Origin of the sequence: Cytobacillus firmus NBRC 15306, assembly GCF_001591465.1 — a bacterium.
Taxonomy (GTDB): Bacteria; Bacillota; Bacilli; order Bacillales; family Cytobacillaceae; genus Cytobacillus; species Cytobacillus firmus.
This window is the reverse complement of the sequence record NZ_BCUY01000008.1, coordinates 1-16,679: the sequence shown is the minus strand read 5'-3', so window position 1 is coordinate 16,679 and position 16,679 is coordinate 1. Positions and strand designations below refer to the sequence as shown.

The window sequence follows — 16,679 nt, the reverse complement described above, 5'->3', positions numbered from 1 at the left end:
AGAAACCGGATTACTCCGGTTTCTTTTAAATGAATAATTTTCAGTAAAAAAGGGATTTAGAAGGTTTCTGTCGAATTCTACCTTTATGGGCAAATAAGGATAAGGATAATCTACATATTTTTTATGAAATCTCCTGCGGGCTGTGTTTGAAATAAATGCCTGCTTAAAAATAGAGTGCAGCAGCACGAATGTGTTTCTTATCATTGAGGTGAACATCTTGAAATGAAAAAAAACCAAAACGTTACTATAAAAGGCACGAAAGATGGACTGACTTTGCATCTTGATGATTCCTGCTCTTATGGAGAACTGAAGAAAGAGCTTGACAGAAAGCTTTCAGAAAACTCCAGATCTGTTGAAGACCGGCTTCTTTCCGTGAGGGTACAAGTCGGAAACCGTTATCTCACAGAAGAGCAGCAGGAAGAATTGAAGGAGTTAATCAGGCAAAAGAAGAACCTGATTGTTGAGTCTATAAGCTCCAATGTCATTACCAAAGAAGAAGCTGAAAAACAGAAGGAAGAAAACGAAATTGTATCTGTTGCGAAGGTGATTCGTTCCGGCCAGGTTCTCGAAACTGCTGGAGATTTGCTTCTTATCGGAGACGTAAATCCAGGGGGCACTGTTATGGCAGGAGGAAACATCTTTATTATGGGGGCGCTAAAAGGCATAGCCCATGCAGGATGCCATGGAAATAATGAAGCCGTGGTGGTAGCTTCGCTTATGAAACCGTCCCAATTAAGAATCAGCAATTGTATTAATCGAGCTCCTGACAATGATCAGGATGAAGAAAAACGGGAAATGGAATGTGCTTACATTGATGAAAATGATCAAATTACAATAGATAGATTACAAGTTTTAATGCATCTGAGACCTAATATAACTAGATTGCAAGGGGGAAGCTAGGATGGGAGAAGCGATTGTCATTACGTCCGGAAAAGGCGGAGTCGGAAAAACGACTACTTCCGCAAATGTAGGTACTGCTCTGGCCCTTCAGGGAAAAAGAGTGTGCCTGGTGGATACAGACATTGGCCTTCGTAATCTTGATGTGGTGATGGGACTTGAAAACCGCATTATTTATGATCTGGTCGATGTAGTGGAAGGCCGGTGCAAAATACATCAGGCTGTGGTTAAAGACAAACGGTTTGAAGATCTGCTGTATTTGCTTCCTGCTGCTCAAACAAGTGATAAGACGGCTGTTACACCCGAACAGATGAAAAAGCTGGTCGATGAATTAAAGCAGGATTATGACTATATTGTCATAGACTGCCCTGCCGGAATAGAGCAGGGGTACAAAAATGCGGTTGCCGGTGCAGATAAAGCAATTGTTGTAACCACTCCGGAAGTTTCAGCTGTACGTGATGCCGACCGGATTATCGGCTTGCTTGAAAAAGAGGAAAATGTAGAGGCTCCTAAACTGATAATAAACAGAATTAGAAGCCATATGATGAAAAATGGCGACATGCTTGATGTTGATGAAATAACTGCGCATTTGTCGATTGATTTAATCGGAATAGTGGCAGATGATGATGAAGTAATCAAGGCATCGAATCATGGTGAGCCTATAGCTTTAAACCCTAACAGCAAAGCTTCGGTTTCCTACCGTAATATCGCCCGCAGAATACTTGGTGAAGCAGTACCCCTTCAGCCTCTTGATGAAGAGAATAAAGGTGTATTTTCAAAATTGAAAAAGTTTTTTGGAGTAAAATAAATCTATAGAACAAAAGCCGGGGAGCCATCTCCGGTTTATTTTTTTATTCAAGACACCACTTCAAGTCATACTCTATTTGGACAACTCATAAACTTGTACAAATAGAGTTAAATAGAAATGGTGGGGATATCATGAATTCAAGAGCGGATGAAATTCGCAAGAGAATTGAGCGGCGAAAAAAGGACAAAGAGAGATTCTCAAAAAAGAAAGATTCAATGGTTCTTTGGACAGAAGATGAAGAGCGGTACGGGTTTAATAAGCTGCCTTCATACGAGAGCAAACTCGATGAGGGAAACCACCCCTTATTTCGCAAGGAACTATTTCTTTTTAAATTGCTTGCTTCAGCCTGTGTTTTTTTATTCGCTGCCATTCTTTTTAAAAACCAGGCAGCGACTTTTGATCCTGCAAGAGATTTTGTAAAGACAGCAATGGAGAAAGATTTTCAATTCGCCGCAGTTTCCGGCTGGTATGAAGAACAATTTGGCAAACCGCTGGCCCTGCTGCCATTTTCAGATGGTAAAAGTGATGAGAAGAACGTTGAAGAAAATAGCGAGTATGCACTGCCTGCTTCTGCAAAGATCCTGGAAGAATTTGATGACAATGGACAGAGAATAACAATCGAAACAGGAAAGGAAGCTTCCATTGAAGCAATGAGTGAAGGGCTTGTACGGTTCGCTGGAAAGAAGGATGGTTTCGGAAATACGGTCATAATTCAGCATGGTGAAAAAAGTGAGTCCTGGTATGGCAATTTGGCTGAAATTAATGTGAATTTATATCAATATGTCGAAAAAGGAACCGGTATTGGTACGGCAGGTGACGCCGGTGATGGAGAAAAAGGCTCGTTTTATTTCGCGATTAAAAAAGATGATGATTTTATAGATCCGATCCAGGTGATCCCATTTGAATAAAATAACAGGGTTAATTACACATATTCATATTCATCCTTTGTTATGGGCGATTATCGGACTGTCTGTTGCGACTGCTCATTTTATGGAACTATGCATGCTGCTGCTGATTATCTTTGTTCATGAAATGGGCCATGCCGCTGCTGCATCCTTCTATTCCTGGAGAATAAAAAAGATTGCCCTCCTGCCATTTGGCGGTGTAGCGGAAATGGATGAACACGGGAACCGGCCGCTGAAAGAGGAGATTATAGTCATTATAGCAGGGCCGCTTCAGCATATATGGATGATGGGGGCGGCGCTGTTATTTTATGAGCTTTCCTGGCTGTCTGCTGATATTTTTCATCTGTTTATTCAATTTAATTTGATGATATTAATTTTTAATCTGCTTCCTGTATGGCCATTGGATGGAGGAAAGCTTGTTTTCTTATGGCTTTCTCTTAATCAGGCCTTTCCGGAAGCGCACAGAAAAACACTTTTCATTTCGGCTGCGGGTCTAATCAGTTTCATTATACTAACTTTGCTGACCTCTCCGGTAAACTTGAACATTTGGGTAATCCTCGCTTTTTTGGTGTTTTCGCTATATCATGAATGGAAGCAGAGCCGGTTCGTGTTTATCCGTTTTCTTCTCGAAAGGTATTATGGGAAGCACAGCGACTTTCGGACATTGAAGCCAATCGTTGTCCGGGAAGAGGAATTGGTTATTGACGTGCTGGAAAGATTTCAGCGAGGATGCAAGCACCCCATCATTGTTGAAAAGGACGGGAAAGAAAAGGGTGCATTAGATGAAAATGAACTGCTGCATGCATGCTTTGCGGAAAAAGTGCTGACAGCAAAAATAGGGGATTTGCTTTATGTTTACTGAAGAGCAAATTTTGTTTAACATGAATAAATAATGTTTTAAAGTGAGGAAATCGTTTTGAATAAGCTAGTTGTAAATTATGCATCAAGAGAGCGCCGATTTGTGCATTTAAAAGATAATAGGGTCGAGAAGCTATTTATTGACCAGCCGAAGCATCGTTCATCAGTTGGGGATATATACTTAGGCACTGTTGCAAAAGTAATGCCTGGATTGAATGCAGCTTTTGTAGAGATAGGTGAAGATCAAAGCGGATTCCTTCACCGGGACAAACTGGCATCTTATGTTTGTTCTGCCGAGGATTTGCAAGTAAAGGAAAAACGGAGCATTTCTTCTTTTGTCCATCAGGGAGAAAGAATACTTGTTCAAGTTGAAAAGGACGCTGCGGGCACGAAAGGACCAAGATTGTCAGGTTTGATTGAATTTTCAGGAGAGTCACTGATATATATGCCAAATGGCCGTTATGTTGCTGTTTCCAAGAAAATTGAGGATAGTGAGGCAAGAGAAAACTGGCGCCAATTTGGCTATCGTGCTAAAGAAGAGAATGAAGGTCTGATTTTCAGAACATCCTGCGTCAGCAGGGATGAAAATGAACTTATGGATGAACTGGAAAGGCTCAGGCTGGAGTACAGGGACCTTTTAAGGGAAGCGGAAATGAAAAAGAAGCCGGGAAAAGTGTATGAAGCGGATACTTTTATTAAGGAAATTATCGAAGAGGCGAAGAAAATGGCTGACGGTGAAATCGCCGTGGACGATTTATCATTGAAGAATGTGCTAGCGAAAATCACGGGCCTGACAATTCAGCTATACACGGGCAAGGAAAATATCTTCTCTGCTTTTAATGCGGAAGCTGAAATTGATAAAGCGCTGAAACGAATAGTATGGCTTGAAAATGGGGCATATCTTATTTTTGATGAAGCAGAAGCTTTAACAGTCATCGATGTCAATACAGGGAAGTTCGCCGGTAAACAGGACCGCAGAGACACTGTGCTAAAAACCAATGAAATGGCAGCCGAAGAAGCTGTAAGACAGATCAGGCTCCGTGATATTGGCGGCATGATCCTAATCGACTTTATTGATATGAAAGAAGCTTCCGACAGGAAGCATATTCTTTCCATAATGGAAAACGCGCTGAAAAAAGATGAAAGACGCACGAATCTTGTTGGATTCTCACCTCTAGGGATCCTTCAGATGACCCGCAAGAAAACGAGACCGGCCATTTCTGAATCGCTTACCGAAAGGTGTCAAGTATGCGAGGGCACCGGAAGAGTGCTGAGTGCTGAGACCATTGCCTTCAGGCTGGAAAGAGAACTGTGGGAACATCGCGGCAAAGACCATGAAGCTGTCCTGATCGAAACCACACGAGACACAGCAGCGGTATTCTCAGGGGAAAATAATGACCACAAAAAAAGAATCGAGGATAGCATTGGCTTAAAAATTATTTTTTCCATTAAGGAAAATGGCAAGCCATTTTATGAAATCCGAAAGTTTGGCAGTGCTAATGAGCTGGATTAGTCTAAAGCAGGCTGGGTTAAGCGACCCTCCTGCTTTTTTAGTGCAGTATTTCCCACTTCCCTAATAGGCCCAATAGCATTATAATTGTATAGGCACGCAAAAAAGTTATTTTTTAGGTGCAAACAAAGAGAATAATATAATTCTTATTGACATGATTAATCATTATATGATAGGATTTTCATGTTATGTTTGTAGCGCACCCGTGCTACAACCGCACAGAACAGGTACATAAGCCCGCATTCCGTGTCGGCGCCTGGGATGGCGAGTCTTAGTCTAAGAGGAGGTGCAGTTCATGTACGCGATTATCGAAACTGGCGGCAAGCAACTACGTGTAGAAGAAGGTCAAGCTATCTACATCGAAAAGCTTAACGCTGAAGCAGGCGAAACAGTTACTTTTGAAAAGGTTCTTTTCGTTGGCGGAGACAGCGTAAAAGTAGGAAGCCCTGTAGTTGAAGGTGCTACTGTTACAGCTAAAGTTGAAAAACAAGGCCGTCAAAAGAAAATCACTGTATTCAAGTACAAAGCGAAGAAAAACTATCGTAAGAAGCAAGGTCATCGTCAGCCTTACACTAAAGTTGTGATTGAAAAAATCAACGCTTAATCAGGCGATTTAAGATGATTGAAGTTACGATTATTCGTAAAGACTCCGGAAATATTCATTTGTTTGAAATAAGCGGTCATGCATTTTTCGCAAACAGAGGCAAGGATATCGTCTGTGCAGGCGTATCTGCCGTTTCCATCGGTGCCATTAATGCTGTCCATGCCCTAACCGGCGTGACACCAGAGATTAGCCATGGAGAGGGCTTTCTCCGCTGTGTCCTTCCTGATCTTCAGGATGACATGAATGAGAAAGTGCAGCTTCTGCTTGAAGGCATGGTTGTCTCATTGCAGACGATTGAAGAAGACTACGGAAAGTATATAAAAATTACCTTCAAAAAGCAGGAGGTGGAATAAATGCTATTAAAATTAGATCTTCAGTTGTTCGCTTCTAAAAAGGGAGTAGGTTCTACAAAGAACGGCCGTGATTCAATCTCTAAGCGTCTTGGCGCTAAGCGTGCGGACGGACAATTCGTTACTGGCGGCTCAATCTTATACCGTCAGCGCGGTACAAAGATCTACCCAGGTGTAAACGTGGGTAAAGGCGGCGATGACACACTATTCGCGAAAGTTGACGGTGTTGTAAAATTCGAGCGTCTTGGACGTGACCGCAAGCAAGTGAGCGTATATCCTGCAGCTCAAGAGGCGTAAGCCTTTTCGAGAAAACCCTAGCCCCACAAGGTTAGGGTTTTCTTTTTTTGGCAAAAAATCCGCCGATGCACTTCATATTTGATCAAATGAATTTATAGCTCCAGAAGACAGCAGCTCTTCATGCATAAGCAATATTTTCTTATTTATCATAAATTTGCTTACTGTACCTATGTTTTTTGATATACTTACAGCAAGCACAGTCTTCTGACAGCCTAATAACCATACAGGAGTGCATATATGGAAAAAGACTGGAATATGATTGAAGTGCTGCGTCATGCCCGGCATGACTGGCTGAATAAAATACAATTAATTAAAGGCAACCTTTCCCTTAATAAGATAGACAGGGCTAAGGAAATCATAGATGAAATTGTGGTTGAAGCACAGCAGGAAGCAAGACTTTCGAATTTGAATCTTCCTGGGTTTGCTTCGCTTTTATTAACTTATAATTGGGAGAACCACTACTTTCAGCTTGAATATGAGGTGCTCGATGATCCCATTGCCGGACGGTTGGATGACTCTGTCCTTTCTGAGTGGACAGGCTCTTTTTTGGCCATTTTGGACTCATCAGTTAAGCCTTATCATGATAATCATTTATCTGTATCCATCAGGCATGAAAAAGAAGGGGCTCGTTTCTTTTTTGATTTTAGCGGAATACTAACAGATATGGATCAATTGGAGAAGTTCTTTAAAAAGAAGAACGCTGACATAACGGCTGCTGTTCAGCACTTAGCTGAAGAGGAGCTTGCACTGGAATTATTTGTGCCATTCATTGCGAATGGCAGAGAGTGATTTCTGCCAAAAAAAGCAATACTAAGTGTGAAACTCTGCAGGCTGGACACTTCTTAAGTGTAAGTAGCGGATCCGGTCAGTGCCGGTAAACTGGCTGAATGCCAGTCAATCGGGACATACTGCAGACGGGAGGAATTTATATATGTTTGTCGATCAAGTCAAAGTTTATGTTAAAGGCGGGGACGGGGGCAACGGAATGGTTGCTTTCCGCCGGGAAAAATATGTGCCGAACGGAGGCCCGGCTGGCGGAGATGGCGGCAAGGGTGCCAATGTTGTTTTTGAAGTGAATGAAGGATTGCGCACGTTAATGGATTTCCGTTATCAGCGCCATTTTAAAGCTCCCCGCGGTGAGCATGGCATGTCCAAAAACCAGCATGGAAGAAATTCAAAAGACATGATTGTTAAAGTGCCGCCGGGAACAGTCGTAACAGATGCTGAATCAGGGGAAGTAATCGCCGATCTGACTGAGCACGGTCAAAGAGCTGTCATAGCACGCGGGGGCCGCGGAGGCAGGGGAAATACCCGATTTGCGACACCGGCTAATCCTGCTCCAGAATTGTCCGAACATGGCGAACCGGGCCAGGAACGAGATGTTGTGCTGGAGCTCAAGCTTTTAGCTGATGTTGGTTTAGTAGGTTTCCCAAGCGTCGGAAAATCGACTTTGCTGTCAGTTGTCTCATCGGCAAGACCGAAGATTGCGGAATACCACTTTACGACAATTGCTCCCAATCTGGGAATGGTTGAGACTGAAGATGGACGCAGCTTTGTCATGGCAGACTTGCCTGGATTAATTGAAGGCGCCCATTCGGGAGTAGGCCTTGGCCATCAGTTTTTGCGGCATATTGAAAGAACAAGGGTTATTGTTCATGTTATCGATATGGCTGCTGTTGAGGGCAGAGATCCTTTTGAAGACTATCTAACGATCAATAAAGAATTAAAAGAATATAACCTGCGTCTCACAGAAAGGCCGCAAATCATTGTGGCTAATAAAATGGACATGCCTGATGCAGAGGAAAATCTAAAAAAATTCAAGGAACAGCTTGATGAAGATTATCCGATTTTCCCGATATCCGCTTTAACAAGACAAGGGTTAAGAGATTTATTATTTGCCGTTGCAGATAAGGTTGAAGAAACCCCTGAATTCCCGCTGTCACATGAAGAAGAGGAAGACACAGGTGTCCACCGCGTTCTATACAAGCATGAAGCTGAACAAACGGAATTTGTCATTACGAGAGACCCTGCAGGAGTGTTCGTTGTATCAGGCGATGCTATTGAGAAACTCTTTAAGATGACTGACTTCTCAAGAGACGAATCTGTCCGCAGGTTTGCCAGACAGCTCCGCGGCATGGGTGTGGATGATGCTCTTCGTGAAAAAGGAGCAAAAGACGGTGATACCGTTAAGCTGCTTGATTATGAATTCGAGTTTATTGACTAACCTTCTCGATTGACGGGGTGGAGAAATGAGAAAAGATAGATTCGATAAGAAATTTTATTTAGTTCGCGAAGATGTTTTGCCTGAAGCCATGAAGAAAACATTGGATGCGAAGGAAATGATCGAAAGGGGAAAAGCCGAATCGGTTTGGGATGCTGTCCAAAAAGTTGATTTGAGCAGAAGTGCTTTTTATAAATATAGAGACACTGTGTTCCCTTTCCATACTGTTGTCAAAGAACGGCTGATCACTTTATTCTTTCACCTGGAAGACAGGTCTGGGACGTTATCACATTTATTGGGCGTTGTGGCTTCATCGGGGTGTAATGTCTTAACGATACACCAGACCATTCCCCTTCAGGGAAGGGCAAATGTCACACTTTCCCTAAATGTAACTGAAATGGGCATCGAGATTGAAGAACTCTTGGGAAGGCTTCGAAAATTGGAGTTTGTAGAAAAAGTAGAGGTGCTGGGAACGGGTGCATGAGAAAATGTGCTCTGTACCCTGCCCTTTTTTCATTTTTTATTTTGTAAATTACATACATATGTTAAAGTAATAAAGTATAAAGAAAATTTTCAGTGATTTAAAATTAGTCTGAATAAAAAGGAGGTAATTACCGTGAAGTTAGGATTTTTAGGACCCAAAGCCACTTTTACAGATATTGCAGCCAGGAGTTTGTTCCCTAATGAGACAGCCGTTGCCTACCCAACAATACCTGCCTGTTTTGATGCTTTAAATGAGAATGAAATAGAGCTGGCGGTAGTTCCTCTTGAAAACGCACTGGAAGGCTCAGTGAACATTACATTGGACTATTTAATCCATGAAGTGGATTTTCCGATTATCGGCGAACTGACAGCTCCTATTCGCCAGCATTTTATGGTTCATCCAGCTCATGTAAAGGAGTGGGATAAAACCGATGCAGTTTATAGCCATTCACATGCTATTGCACAATGTCATAAATTTCTGCATAAAGAGCTGAAAGGAATCCCTTGTGAAAGCACTACTTCTACAGCAGCTGCAGCTCAATTTGTAAAAGAAAATCCAGACCTGCGGGCAGGCGCCATAGCTAATGAATTAGCTGCAGACGTATATGGATTGGCGATCGTTAAAGAGGATATCCATGATTTTGATTATAACCATACAAAGTTCATTGTTTTAGCCAATAAAGAATTGTCAATCAGCGAAGACCGCAAGGAATTTGCAGGGCACAAGACAACTGTTATGGTGACGCTGCCGGCTGACAGGTCAGGGGCTCTTCATCAGGTGCTTTCGGCATTTGCCTGGAGGAAGCTCAATTTGACTAAGATTGAATCAAGACCGATGAAAACAGGATTGGGAAATTATTTCTTTATCATTGACGTGGATATGAAACTGGATGACGTCCTGATCCCTGGGGCAGCTGCTGAATTGGAGGCATTGGGCTGCAGTGTTAAGGTTTTGGGAAGCTATCCGTATTTTCAGCTTCGGAATAAGAACAGCAGAGTTCTGCAGGAATAAACAAAAAGGATCCGGCGAATACATATCCGGGTCCTTTTTATATTAAGCTATTCCAGGTTAATAAGAAATCCCGCTTCTTTTAATAATTTCTCAGCTTCATCGAGTTTCCGTTCTGAGGCTGCAGAAAGAGTATGGAGGTGAATGCCGTCTGTTAATTCTGATAAGAAAGAAGCCTTTGTGGAAGTAATTTTATCCATAAATTGCTTGACTTCCTGGCGGGTAGATACCATAACCGATGCAGTTAAGTCACCGTAGACGGGATGTTCAATTCGTACATCTTTTACAGTAACTCCATGATCGACAAGCAGATTCAATTCTTCTTCAGTCCTCGCGGGGTCATGATGACAGGCAATGACCCGCTCCGCTGCTGATGCAGGAGCAGCCTGATGAAGATACATGTAACCCTGGCTCGTGGCAATGATTGGCTCTTTTCTTGCTTTTAGAAGGGTGATATCCCCAACAATTACCTGTCTGCTTACATTTGTTTTTGCTGCAAGGTCGCCTCCTGTAATGGGCTGTCCGCTTTCTTTCAGAAGCTGAAGCAGAAAGGTCCTCCGCTCTTCTCCAAGCACCTTTTTTTGTTCATTCATATTTCCTCACCCTTATAATCCGATAATGTCTCATTCTAACATAAGGAACGGCAGAAGAAAAAATTAGAGCGGTACGAGTTCCCGGGCCATGATAGCCAGCTTTTCCCCCAATGCCTTTGCATCCTCAGCAGATGTATTCCATCCGAAAGAAATCCTGATAAATTCTTTGCCTTTTTTATCTGCAACCCCCAGTGCCTCCATCGTTTTAGAAACAGTTTGCAAGCCTGTGCTGCATGCACTTCCTGTAGATATGGCAAATCCGAGCCTATTGCATTCGAGCATGATATATTGTCCTTCCACCCCTTTTAGCCGAAGTCCCAATGTAGAAGGAAGCTGGTAAAAGCCTGTAAATTCGTATATTACGAATTTCTCCTGTACGGGTTTAAGTTCCTTCAGCAGTACTTCTCGCAGCATTTGGAAATGGCTGTTATGTTTGCTTAAATTTACATAAGCTTTCTGTGCAGCCACTGTCATCCCAACAACTCCAGGAAGATTTACAGTGCCTGGCCTGAATCCCTTTTCATGTGAAACTCCGGGTAAGAAGGAGCTCCACCGCATGCCTGGTTTTAAGTAAACCCCTCCGACCCCTTTTGGCCCGTAAAATTTATGTGCAGAAAAGGACAGACTATCAGCAATGCGGGCGACTTCTTTTAAATCTGATTTGCCAAACGTATGGACACAATCACTATGCAGCAATATTTGCCTTTCCATGCAAAGCTCGCTGATCTCAAGGAGAGGCTGCAATGTGCCGATTTCAGAATTGCCGTGCTGTATGGTAACTAAGACGGTATCATCCCTGATGGCGGAACTTAATTTTTTCAGGTCTATACGGCCATCTGAGCCAAAAGGGATTTTTGTAATTTCATAGCCTTTTTCAAGGTGCAATTTCTCTAAAACACTATGAATGGAGGAATGTTCAGCGATTCCCGTTATGATATGTTTTCCTGATTTTTCAGAAGCAGACAGCATCGCAGCTATTGCAAGAAAATTGCTTTCCGTACCTCCGCTTGTAAAATAGATTCCTTCACTCTTAACGCCTAAAATTCCTGCCAATTCCCTCCTGCAATTTTCAAGGAGCCCTTCTGCAGCGCTCCCGGTATCATGAAGGCTGCGGGAGTTGCCAAAGAATTCAGTTGAGGCTTTTATATAGGCATCTGCCGCTTCCCTGTCGAGTGGACATGATGCGGCATAATCGAAATATTTAATGTACCCCACCTGCTTTCTCTTTCTAATTAAATCGTTCAAAAAGTCAGAAGTTCCTCTTAAACTATGAAAACCTCTTGTCATAATTCTAAATCTGTGTAAATATAGGTGTCAAGACACCTGTAAAAACAGGAGGTAAAAATAATGAATGCCGACGTTTTAATTATTGGAAGCGGGGTAGCCGCTCTGCAGTTGGCAAAGAAGCTGCGCCAGGACTTAAATGTGATTATTCTCACAAAGTCGACTGTGAAAAATGGAAACTCATATATGGCGCAGGGCGGCATTGCTGCTGCCCTGGGGAAAAATGATCATCCATCAAAGCACTACATGGATACACTCGAAGCAGGAAGGTTTCATAATGATTCTGATGCAGTGCTGTCCTTGACCAGTGAGGCGCCAACCCTTATAAAAGAGCTGAATCAGGAGGGATGCCTGTTTGATATGGATTCTGAAGGATCCATTGCGTTAGGAAGGGAAGGGGCTCATTCAGAAAATAGAATTGTTCATGGGGGAGGAGACAGCACAGGAAAAACAGTCATCGATTTTATGCTGTTAAAGCAAAATCCCAACGTTCGTTTCTTAGAAGATATTCTTGTATTCCAATTGCTCATAAATGAAAAAGACGGCAGGTGTATAGGGCTAAAAGGAAAAGATTCTGCTGGTGCCATTCATCGATTCTTTTCCTCTCATGTTGTGCTCGCTACGGGAGGCTGCGGCCAGCTGTATGAATATACCTCCAATGCCGAAACCGTAACTGGAGATGGGATTGCCTTAGCATACAGGGCCGGTGCAGAGATAGCAGATATGGAGTTCATGCAATTTCACCCCACACTTCTCTATAAAGACGGCAAAGCACTGGGGCTGATCTCTGAAGCTGTAAGGGGAGAGGGCGGGAGTCTTATTACAGAAGACGGGAGCCCTGTAATGGTAGGTCTTCACCCACAGGGTGATTTAGCGCCTAGACATATAGTGTCACAGGCCATTTATCATTCACTGGAGAAGGGGAAAACCGTGTTCCTGGATATCTCTTCAATTGAAAACTTTAAATCCAGATTTCCGACCATAACAAAAATATGTGAAGAAAACGGCGTAGATTTAGGTCTTGGGAAAATCCCTGTTTCTCCCGGAAGTCATTTTTTAATGGGAGGAATAAAAACTGATTTATTGGGCCGCACCAGCATTCCCGGACTGTATGCGATTGGTGAAGCTGCTTGCACAGGCATACATGGTGCTAACCGGCTTGCAAGCAATTCCCTGCTGGAAGGTCTGTATTGCGGCAAGCGGCTAGCGGATTGGCTTAATGAACAGCCTTATAGTGAACCTGCTGTAGAACAGCAAATTCATAATCCGGAATTAAGGTGGCCATTTAAAGAAGATTTGCCTTCAATTGAAGAAATAAAAATGAACATGATGAAAAATGCCGGGATTATCAAAACAAAGGAAGGGCTTTTCGCTCAGAAAGCCTGGCTTGAAGGCTGCAAAATTGAAGAATGGATAACAGCGGATCTTGAACATTTTTCAAAAGAGGAAATAACACGGGCTTTTATGCTGATTGCAGCCTATCTGATCACAGATTCTGCATTAAGGCGAACAGAGAGCCGGGGTGGTCATTTCCGGCAGGATTATCCTTTTGAAAGCCCGGAATGGCTTGGAAAAAGAATTATTCACTGCCGAAAAGCTGAAAGGAATGGTGAAAATGAACAAATTAAAGCTGCGATTGCAACTTGAACAATATTTTCTCGAAGACATTGGTGACCGCGACCTGACAAGTGAACTTATTTTTGGAGAGGGCCAGACAGGAAAAGTCATTTTCCTGGCAAAAGACAATGGGATTTTTTGCGGTGAAGAAATAGTCAGATCAGGATTTAAGGTGCTGAATCCCGCAGCTGAAGTCAATATAAAAGTAAAAGACGGAGATTGGATTGAGAAAGGTCAAATCCTTGCTGAAGCCGCAGGGCCAGTAACGGATTTATTAAAAGGAGAAAGAGTTATTTTAAATCTGCTCCAGAGAATGAGCGGAATTGCAACAAAAACAAGTGAGGCTGTCCGGGTACTTAACAGTTCACATACAAAAATTTGTGATACTAGAAAAACGACTCCAGGCCTGAGAATGCTTGAAAAATATGCAGTAAGGTCCGGAGGGGGATTTAATCATCGATATGGCCTCTATGATGCAGTCATGATTAAAGACAACCATATTTCTTTTGCCGGCTCAATTGCAAAAGCTGTGGAAGAAGTTCGTTCAAAAATTGGGCAGATGGTAAAAGTCGAAGTCGAAACGGAAACAAAAGAACAAGTCCTGGAAGCAGTTGAGGCAGGTGCAGATGTAATCATGTTTGACAACAGGAGTCCGGAAGAGATAAAAGAGTGGATCAGAAGCGTGCCGAATGGGATAGTGACAGAAGCATCCGGAGGAATTACCCTGGATAACCTGCAAGCATACAGCGATACGGGGGTTGATTTCATTTCCCTCGGCTTTCTTACCCATTCTGTGAAATCGCTTGATATAAGCGTGAAGGTTATTGTGTAATAAATTGTTGACAAAGGGGTTTGGAGCAAATGAATATTTTTCAGACAGCAGAAAAACAAGCAAATATTCTTCCGGAAAAATATCGGATGATGACTGTAAAGGAACTGGAGGATCGGGCAAGAGAAGTGAAAAATAGGTTTGGGAATAAGCTGTTCATTCCAGGTCATCATTATCAGAAGGATGAGGTTATCCAATTTGCGGACGCTACAGGTGATTCACTCAAGCTTGCCCAGCTTTCACAGGAGAATACCGAGGCGGAATATATTGTATTTTGCGGAGTTCACTTTATGGCTGAAACGGCGGATATATTAACATCTCCACGTCAAAAGGTGCTTTTGCCTGATATGCGTGCAGGCTGTTCCATGGCTGATATGGCTGATATCAGTCAAACAGAAAGAGCCTGGACGAAGCTGCAGAATATGTTTGGCGATACTATGCTTCCTCTAACGTATGTAAACTCTACTGCGGCCATAAAGGCTTTTGTTGGCCGTCACGGGGGAGCGACAGTTACTTCTTCGAATGCTGAAAAAATGGTGAGCTGGGCTTTTGAGCAGAAGCCGAGAATTCTTTTTCTGCCTGATCAGCATCTTGGAAGAAATACAGCTTACAACTTGGGAATAGCTCTTGAAGAAATGGCTGTATGGAACCCTATTACAGATCAGCTGGAATATGAAGGGGAGCTGGAGGACATAAAAGTGATTCTTTGGAAAGGCCATTGTTCTGTTCATGAAAACTTTACTATTGAAAATGTCCAAGAAGTTCGGGAACAATATCCCGATATGAAAATCATTGTTCATCCCGAATGCAGAAGAGAAGTGGTGGAGCTTTCCGATATGGCAGGGTCAACCAATTTTATAATCGATGCAATTGAACATTCAGAGCCTGGATCTTCCTGGGCAATCGGTACAGAGATGAATTTAGTTAAAAGGATTATCGCCCGGCATCAGGATAAAAAAATTATCTCACTTAACCCGCATATGTGTCCTTGCCTGACCATGAACCGAATCGATTTGCTGCACCTGGTTTGGTCTCTAGAAGCAATCTGGGAGGGTGAAAGCCAAAATCTGATTCAGGTTGAAGAACAAACGGCGGCATATGCTAAACTGGCACTTGAAAGGATGCTTGAACGTCCATAAATGTGGCACAAAGTCTCCAGGCCGCTAAAATTGAAAGTTAGCACGCAGGGTTAAATAAATTCTGCGGAAGCTATGTCTAATAAAAAAATTCTCCCCGCTAGGAGGATTTTTTTATTGCCTTACTGCCCATTGCTGTGATGGGTATCTGAAGAAACGATGAATCATAATTCCCGGAAAAAAAGCATATCTTTTTGTGTAGATTGTTAGCAATTTGCCCAATCCTTCATACACTATATGGACTCATCGAGATTAACGGGCACTAATCTGCACCTTTCACATAAATGGATGAAATGCCCGTAAATGCTGATTAGGGCACAGACTGAGAAAGCCGCGTCTGCGGCAAATTCTGTGTAACCCACATCGTGTGGACCTCAGGCCAGCCATCACAGATGGAAGCATCACCTTAAGCATAGGAGGGAATTCAGAGTGAAAATCCATATCGTACAGAAAGGGGATACTCTTTGGAAGATTGCCAAAAAGTACGGCGTGAATTTTGAAGAGCTGAAAAAGATGAATACACAGCTCAGCAACCCTGATATGATTATGCCCGGTATGAAAATAAAAGTTCCTGCAAGTGGAGGCTCTATAAAAAAAGAAGCTCCTATTGGAGGAAAACCGGATGCAAAAATAAATTTGGGTGCCAAAAAGGAAATGCCAAAAGCAGAACAGCCTTTTGCCAAAGAGAAACCTATTACCATGCCGAAAGCTGAAGCACCAAAGGAGAAGCCGGTAAAAGAAGCGCCAAAAAAGGAAATGCCAAAAGTAACGGCACCAAAGGTGGAAATTCCAAAAGAAGTGCCTAAAACTGCGCCAAAAGCAGAAGCATCCAAGGAAGTTCCAAAAAAACCTTATACACCAAAAATGCCAAAGCCGATTATGCCGGAAATTGATATAAATAATTATTACATGATGAATATTCAGCAGCCTGCACCGCAGCAAAAGCAGCTGCCGGCAAAAGAGGTTAAACCGCAGCAGCAGAAACCTCTGCCTGCTAAAGAGGTTAAAGCAAAGGAAAAGCCATTGAAGCCTGCAGAAACAAAACCACAGCAAAAACCATTGCCAATTTCAGAATCTAAGCCGCAGCCGCAGCTCCCGCCTAAACCAGTTAATATCCTTCCGCAGGTAAAGCCGTCTTTAAATCAAGAAAGCCCTGAATCGCCGGAAAGCGAATCATCTTTTTATACACATCAAGGAGGTCAATATCAGCCGATGTTTCCTTATAATCCATGTTACCCGCAAATGCCATTCCCTCAAGTGCAGGGAGCAATGATGCCG

General features: G+C 42.8%; 18 protein-coding genes and 1 other annotated feature. Of the genes, 16 read left to right on the top strand and 2 right to left on the bottom strand.

Features of this window, described 5'->3' with window-relative positions; translation table 11 throughout:
• Positions 1-222 precede the first annotated feature (222 nt).
• The 12 genes from minC (at position 223) to pheA (ending at position 9,945) form a co-directional block, all read left to right on the top strand.
• On the top strand, positions 223-900 hold the full coding sequence (gene minC / locus BFI01S_RS03955) for a septum site-determining protein MinC (RefSeq protein WP_061791439.1): 678 nt from the start codon (positions 223-225) through the stop codon (positions 898-900).
• A gap of 1 nt (position 901) precedes the next feature.
• Entirely contained in the window at positions 902-1,705 is an 804-nt protein-coding gene (gene minD / locus BFI01S_RS03950; protein WP_061791438.1) for a septum site-determining protein MinD, read from the top strand.
• 131 nt (positions 1,706-1,836) lie between these two features.
• Positions 1,837-2,613, top strand: coding sequence for a M23 family metallopeptidase (locus tag BFI01S_RS03945; RefSeq protein WP_061791437.1), 777 nt, complete (start codon positions 1,837-1,839; stop codon positions 2,611-2,613).
• Complete coding sequence (locus BFI01S_RS03940; protein WP_061791436.1) at positions 2,606-3,472, top strand: M50 family metallopeptidase; 867 nt, start codon at positions 2,606-2,608, stop codon at positions 3,470-3,472. Before BFI01S_RS03945 ends, BFI01S_RS03940 begins: the two co-directional genes overlap by 8 nt.
• Before the next feature lie 54 nt (positions 3,473-3,526).
• Positions 3,527-4,981: an Rne/Rng family ribonuclease gene (locus BFI01S_RS03935; protein ID WP_061791435.1), complete on the top strand. Its 1,455-nt coding sequence runs from the start codon at positions 3,527-3,529 to the stop codon at positions 4,979-4,981.
• A 199-nt stretch (positions 4,982-5,180) separates the two neighbouring features.
• Positions 5,181-5,260, top strand: a sequence feature (ribosomal protein L21 leader region).
• Positions 5,261-5,273: 13 nt separating this feature from the next.
• Entirely contained in the window at positions 5,274-5,582 is a 309-nt protein-coding gene (gene rplU / locus BFI01S_RS03930) for a 50S ribosomal protein L21 (RefSeq protein ID WP_035331309.1), read from the top strand.
• 14 nt (positions 5,583-5,596) lie between these two features.
• Complete coding sequence (locus BFI01S_RS03925) at positions 5,597-5,935, top strand: ribosomal-processing cysteine protease Prp (protein ID WP_061791434.1); 339 nt, start codon at positions 5,597-5,599, stop codon at positions 5,933-5,935.
• Positions 5,936-6,229, top strand: a complete 294-nt coding sequence (gene rpmA, locus BFI01S_RS03920; protein ID WP_009333115.1) for a 50S ribosomal protein L27 — start codon at positions 5,936-5,938, stop codon at positions 6,227-6,229.
• A gap of 237 nt (positions 6,230-6,466) precedes the next feature.
• On the top strand, positions 6,467-7,018 hold the full coding sequence (locus BFI01S_RS03915) for a sporulation initiation phosphotransferase B (protein ID WP_061791433.1): 552 nt from the start codon (positions 6,467-6,469) through the stop codon (positions 7,016-7,018).
• 142 nt (positions 7,019-7,160) lie between these two features.
• Complete coding sequence (obgE, locus tag BFI01S_RS03910) at positions 7,161-8,453, top strand: GTPase ObgE (RefSeq protein ID WP_035331304.1); 1,293 nt, start codon at positions 7,161-7,163, stop codon at positions 8,451-8,453.
• Between the two features lie 25 nt (positions 8,454-8,478).
• Complete coding sequence (gene thrR, locus BFI01S_RS03905; protein WP_009333112.1) at positions 8,479-8,934, top strand: transcriptional regulator ThrR; 456 nt, start codon at positions 8,479-8,481, stop codon at positions 8,932-8,934.
• 132 nt (positions 8,935-9,066) lie between these two features.
• Positions 9,067-9,945: a prephenate dehydratase gene (gene pheA / locus BFI01S_RS03900; protein ID WP_061791432.1), complete on the top strand. Its 879-nt coding sequence runs from the start codon at positions 9,067-9,069 to the stop codon at positions 9,943-9,945.
• Positions 9,946-9,992: 47 nt separating this feature from the next.
• Here the strand turns inward: pheA and BFI01S_RS03895 are convergent, their stop codons facing one another.
• Both BFI01S_RS03895 and BFI01S_RS03890 read right to left on the bottom strand, forming a co-directional pair.
• Positions 9,993-10,535, bottom strand: a complete 543-nt coding sequence (locus BFI01S_RS03895) for a transcription repressor NadR (RefSeq protein WP_035331298.1) — start codon at positions 10,533-10,535, stop codon at positions 9,993-9,995.
• Between the two features lie 63 nt (positions 10,536-10,598).
• Positions 10,599-11,780 carry an IscS subfamily cysteine desulfurase gene (locus BFI01S_RS03890; protein WP_235831094.1) on the bottom strand — a complete coding sequence of 394 codons (1,182 nt, stop codon included), beginning with the start codon at positions 11,778-11,780 and terminating at the stop codon, positions 10,599-10,601.
• A gap of 102 nt (positions 11,781-11,882) precedes the next feature.
• On the opposite strand from BFI01S_RS03890, the gene nadB reads away from it, so the two are divergent.
• From nadB to safA, 4 genes are all read left to right on the top strand, one after another.
• On the top strand, positions 11,883-13,466 hold the full coding sequence (gene nadB, locus BFI01S_RS03885) for an L-aspartate oxidase (protein WP_061791431.1): 1,584 nt from the start codon (positions 11,883-11,885) through the stop codon (positions 13,464-13,466).
• Positions 13,435-14,268 carry a carboxylating nicotinate-nucleotide diphosphorylase gene (gene nadC / locus BFI01S_RS03880; protein WP_061791500.1) on the top strand — a complete coding sequence of 278 codons (834 nt, stop codon included), beginning with the start codon at positions 13,435-13,437 and terminating at the stop codon, positions 14,266-14,268. Before nadB ends, nadC begins: the two co-directional genes overlap by 32 nt.
• 29 nt (positions 14,269-14,297) lie before the next feature.
• The gene (gene nadA / locus BFI01S_RS03875) at positions 14,298-15,404 is read left to right on the top strand and encodes a quinolinate synthase NadA (protein WP_061791430.1); all 1,107 of its coding nucleotides are present in this window, start codon (positions 14,298-14,300) and stop codon (positions 15,402-15,404) included.
• Between the two features lie 426 nt (positions 15,405-15,830).
• A partial coding sequence (safA, locus tag BFI01S_RS22880; protein WP_156478326.1) for a SafA/ExsA family spore coat assembly protein occupies positions 15,831-16,679 on the top strand: 849 nt, incomplete at its 3' end.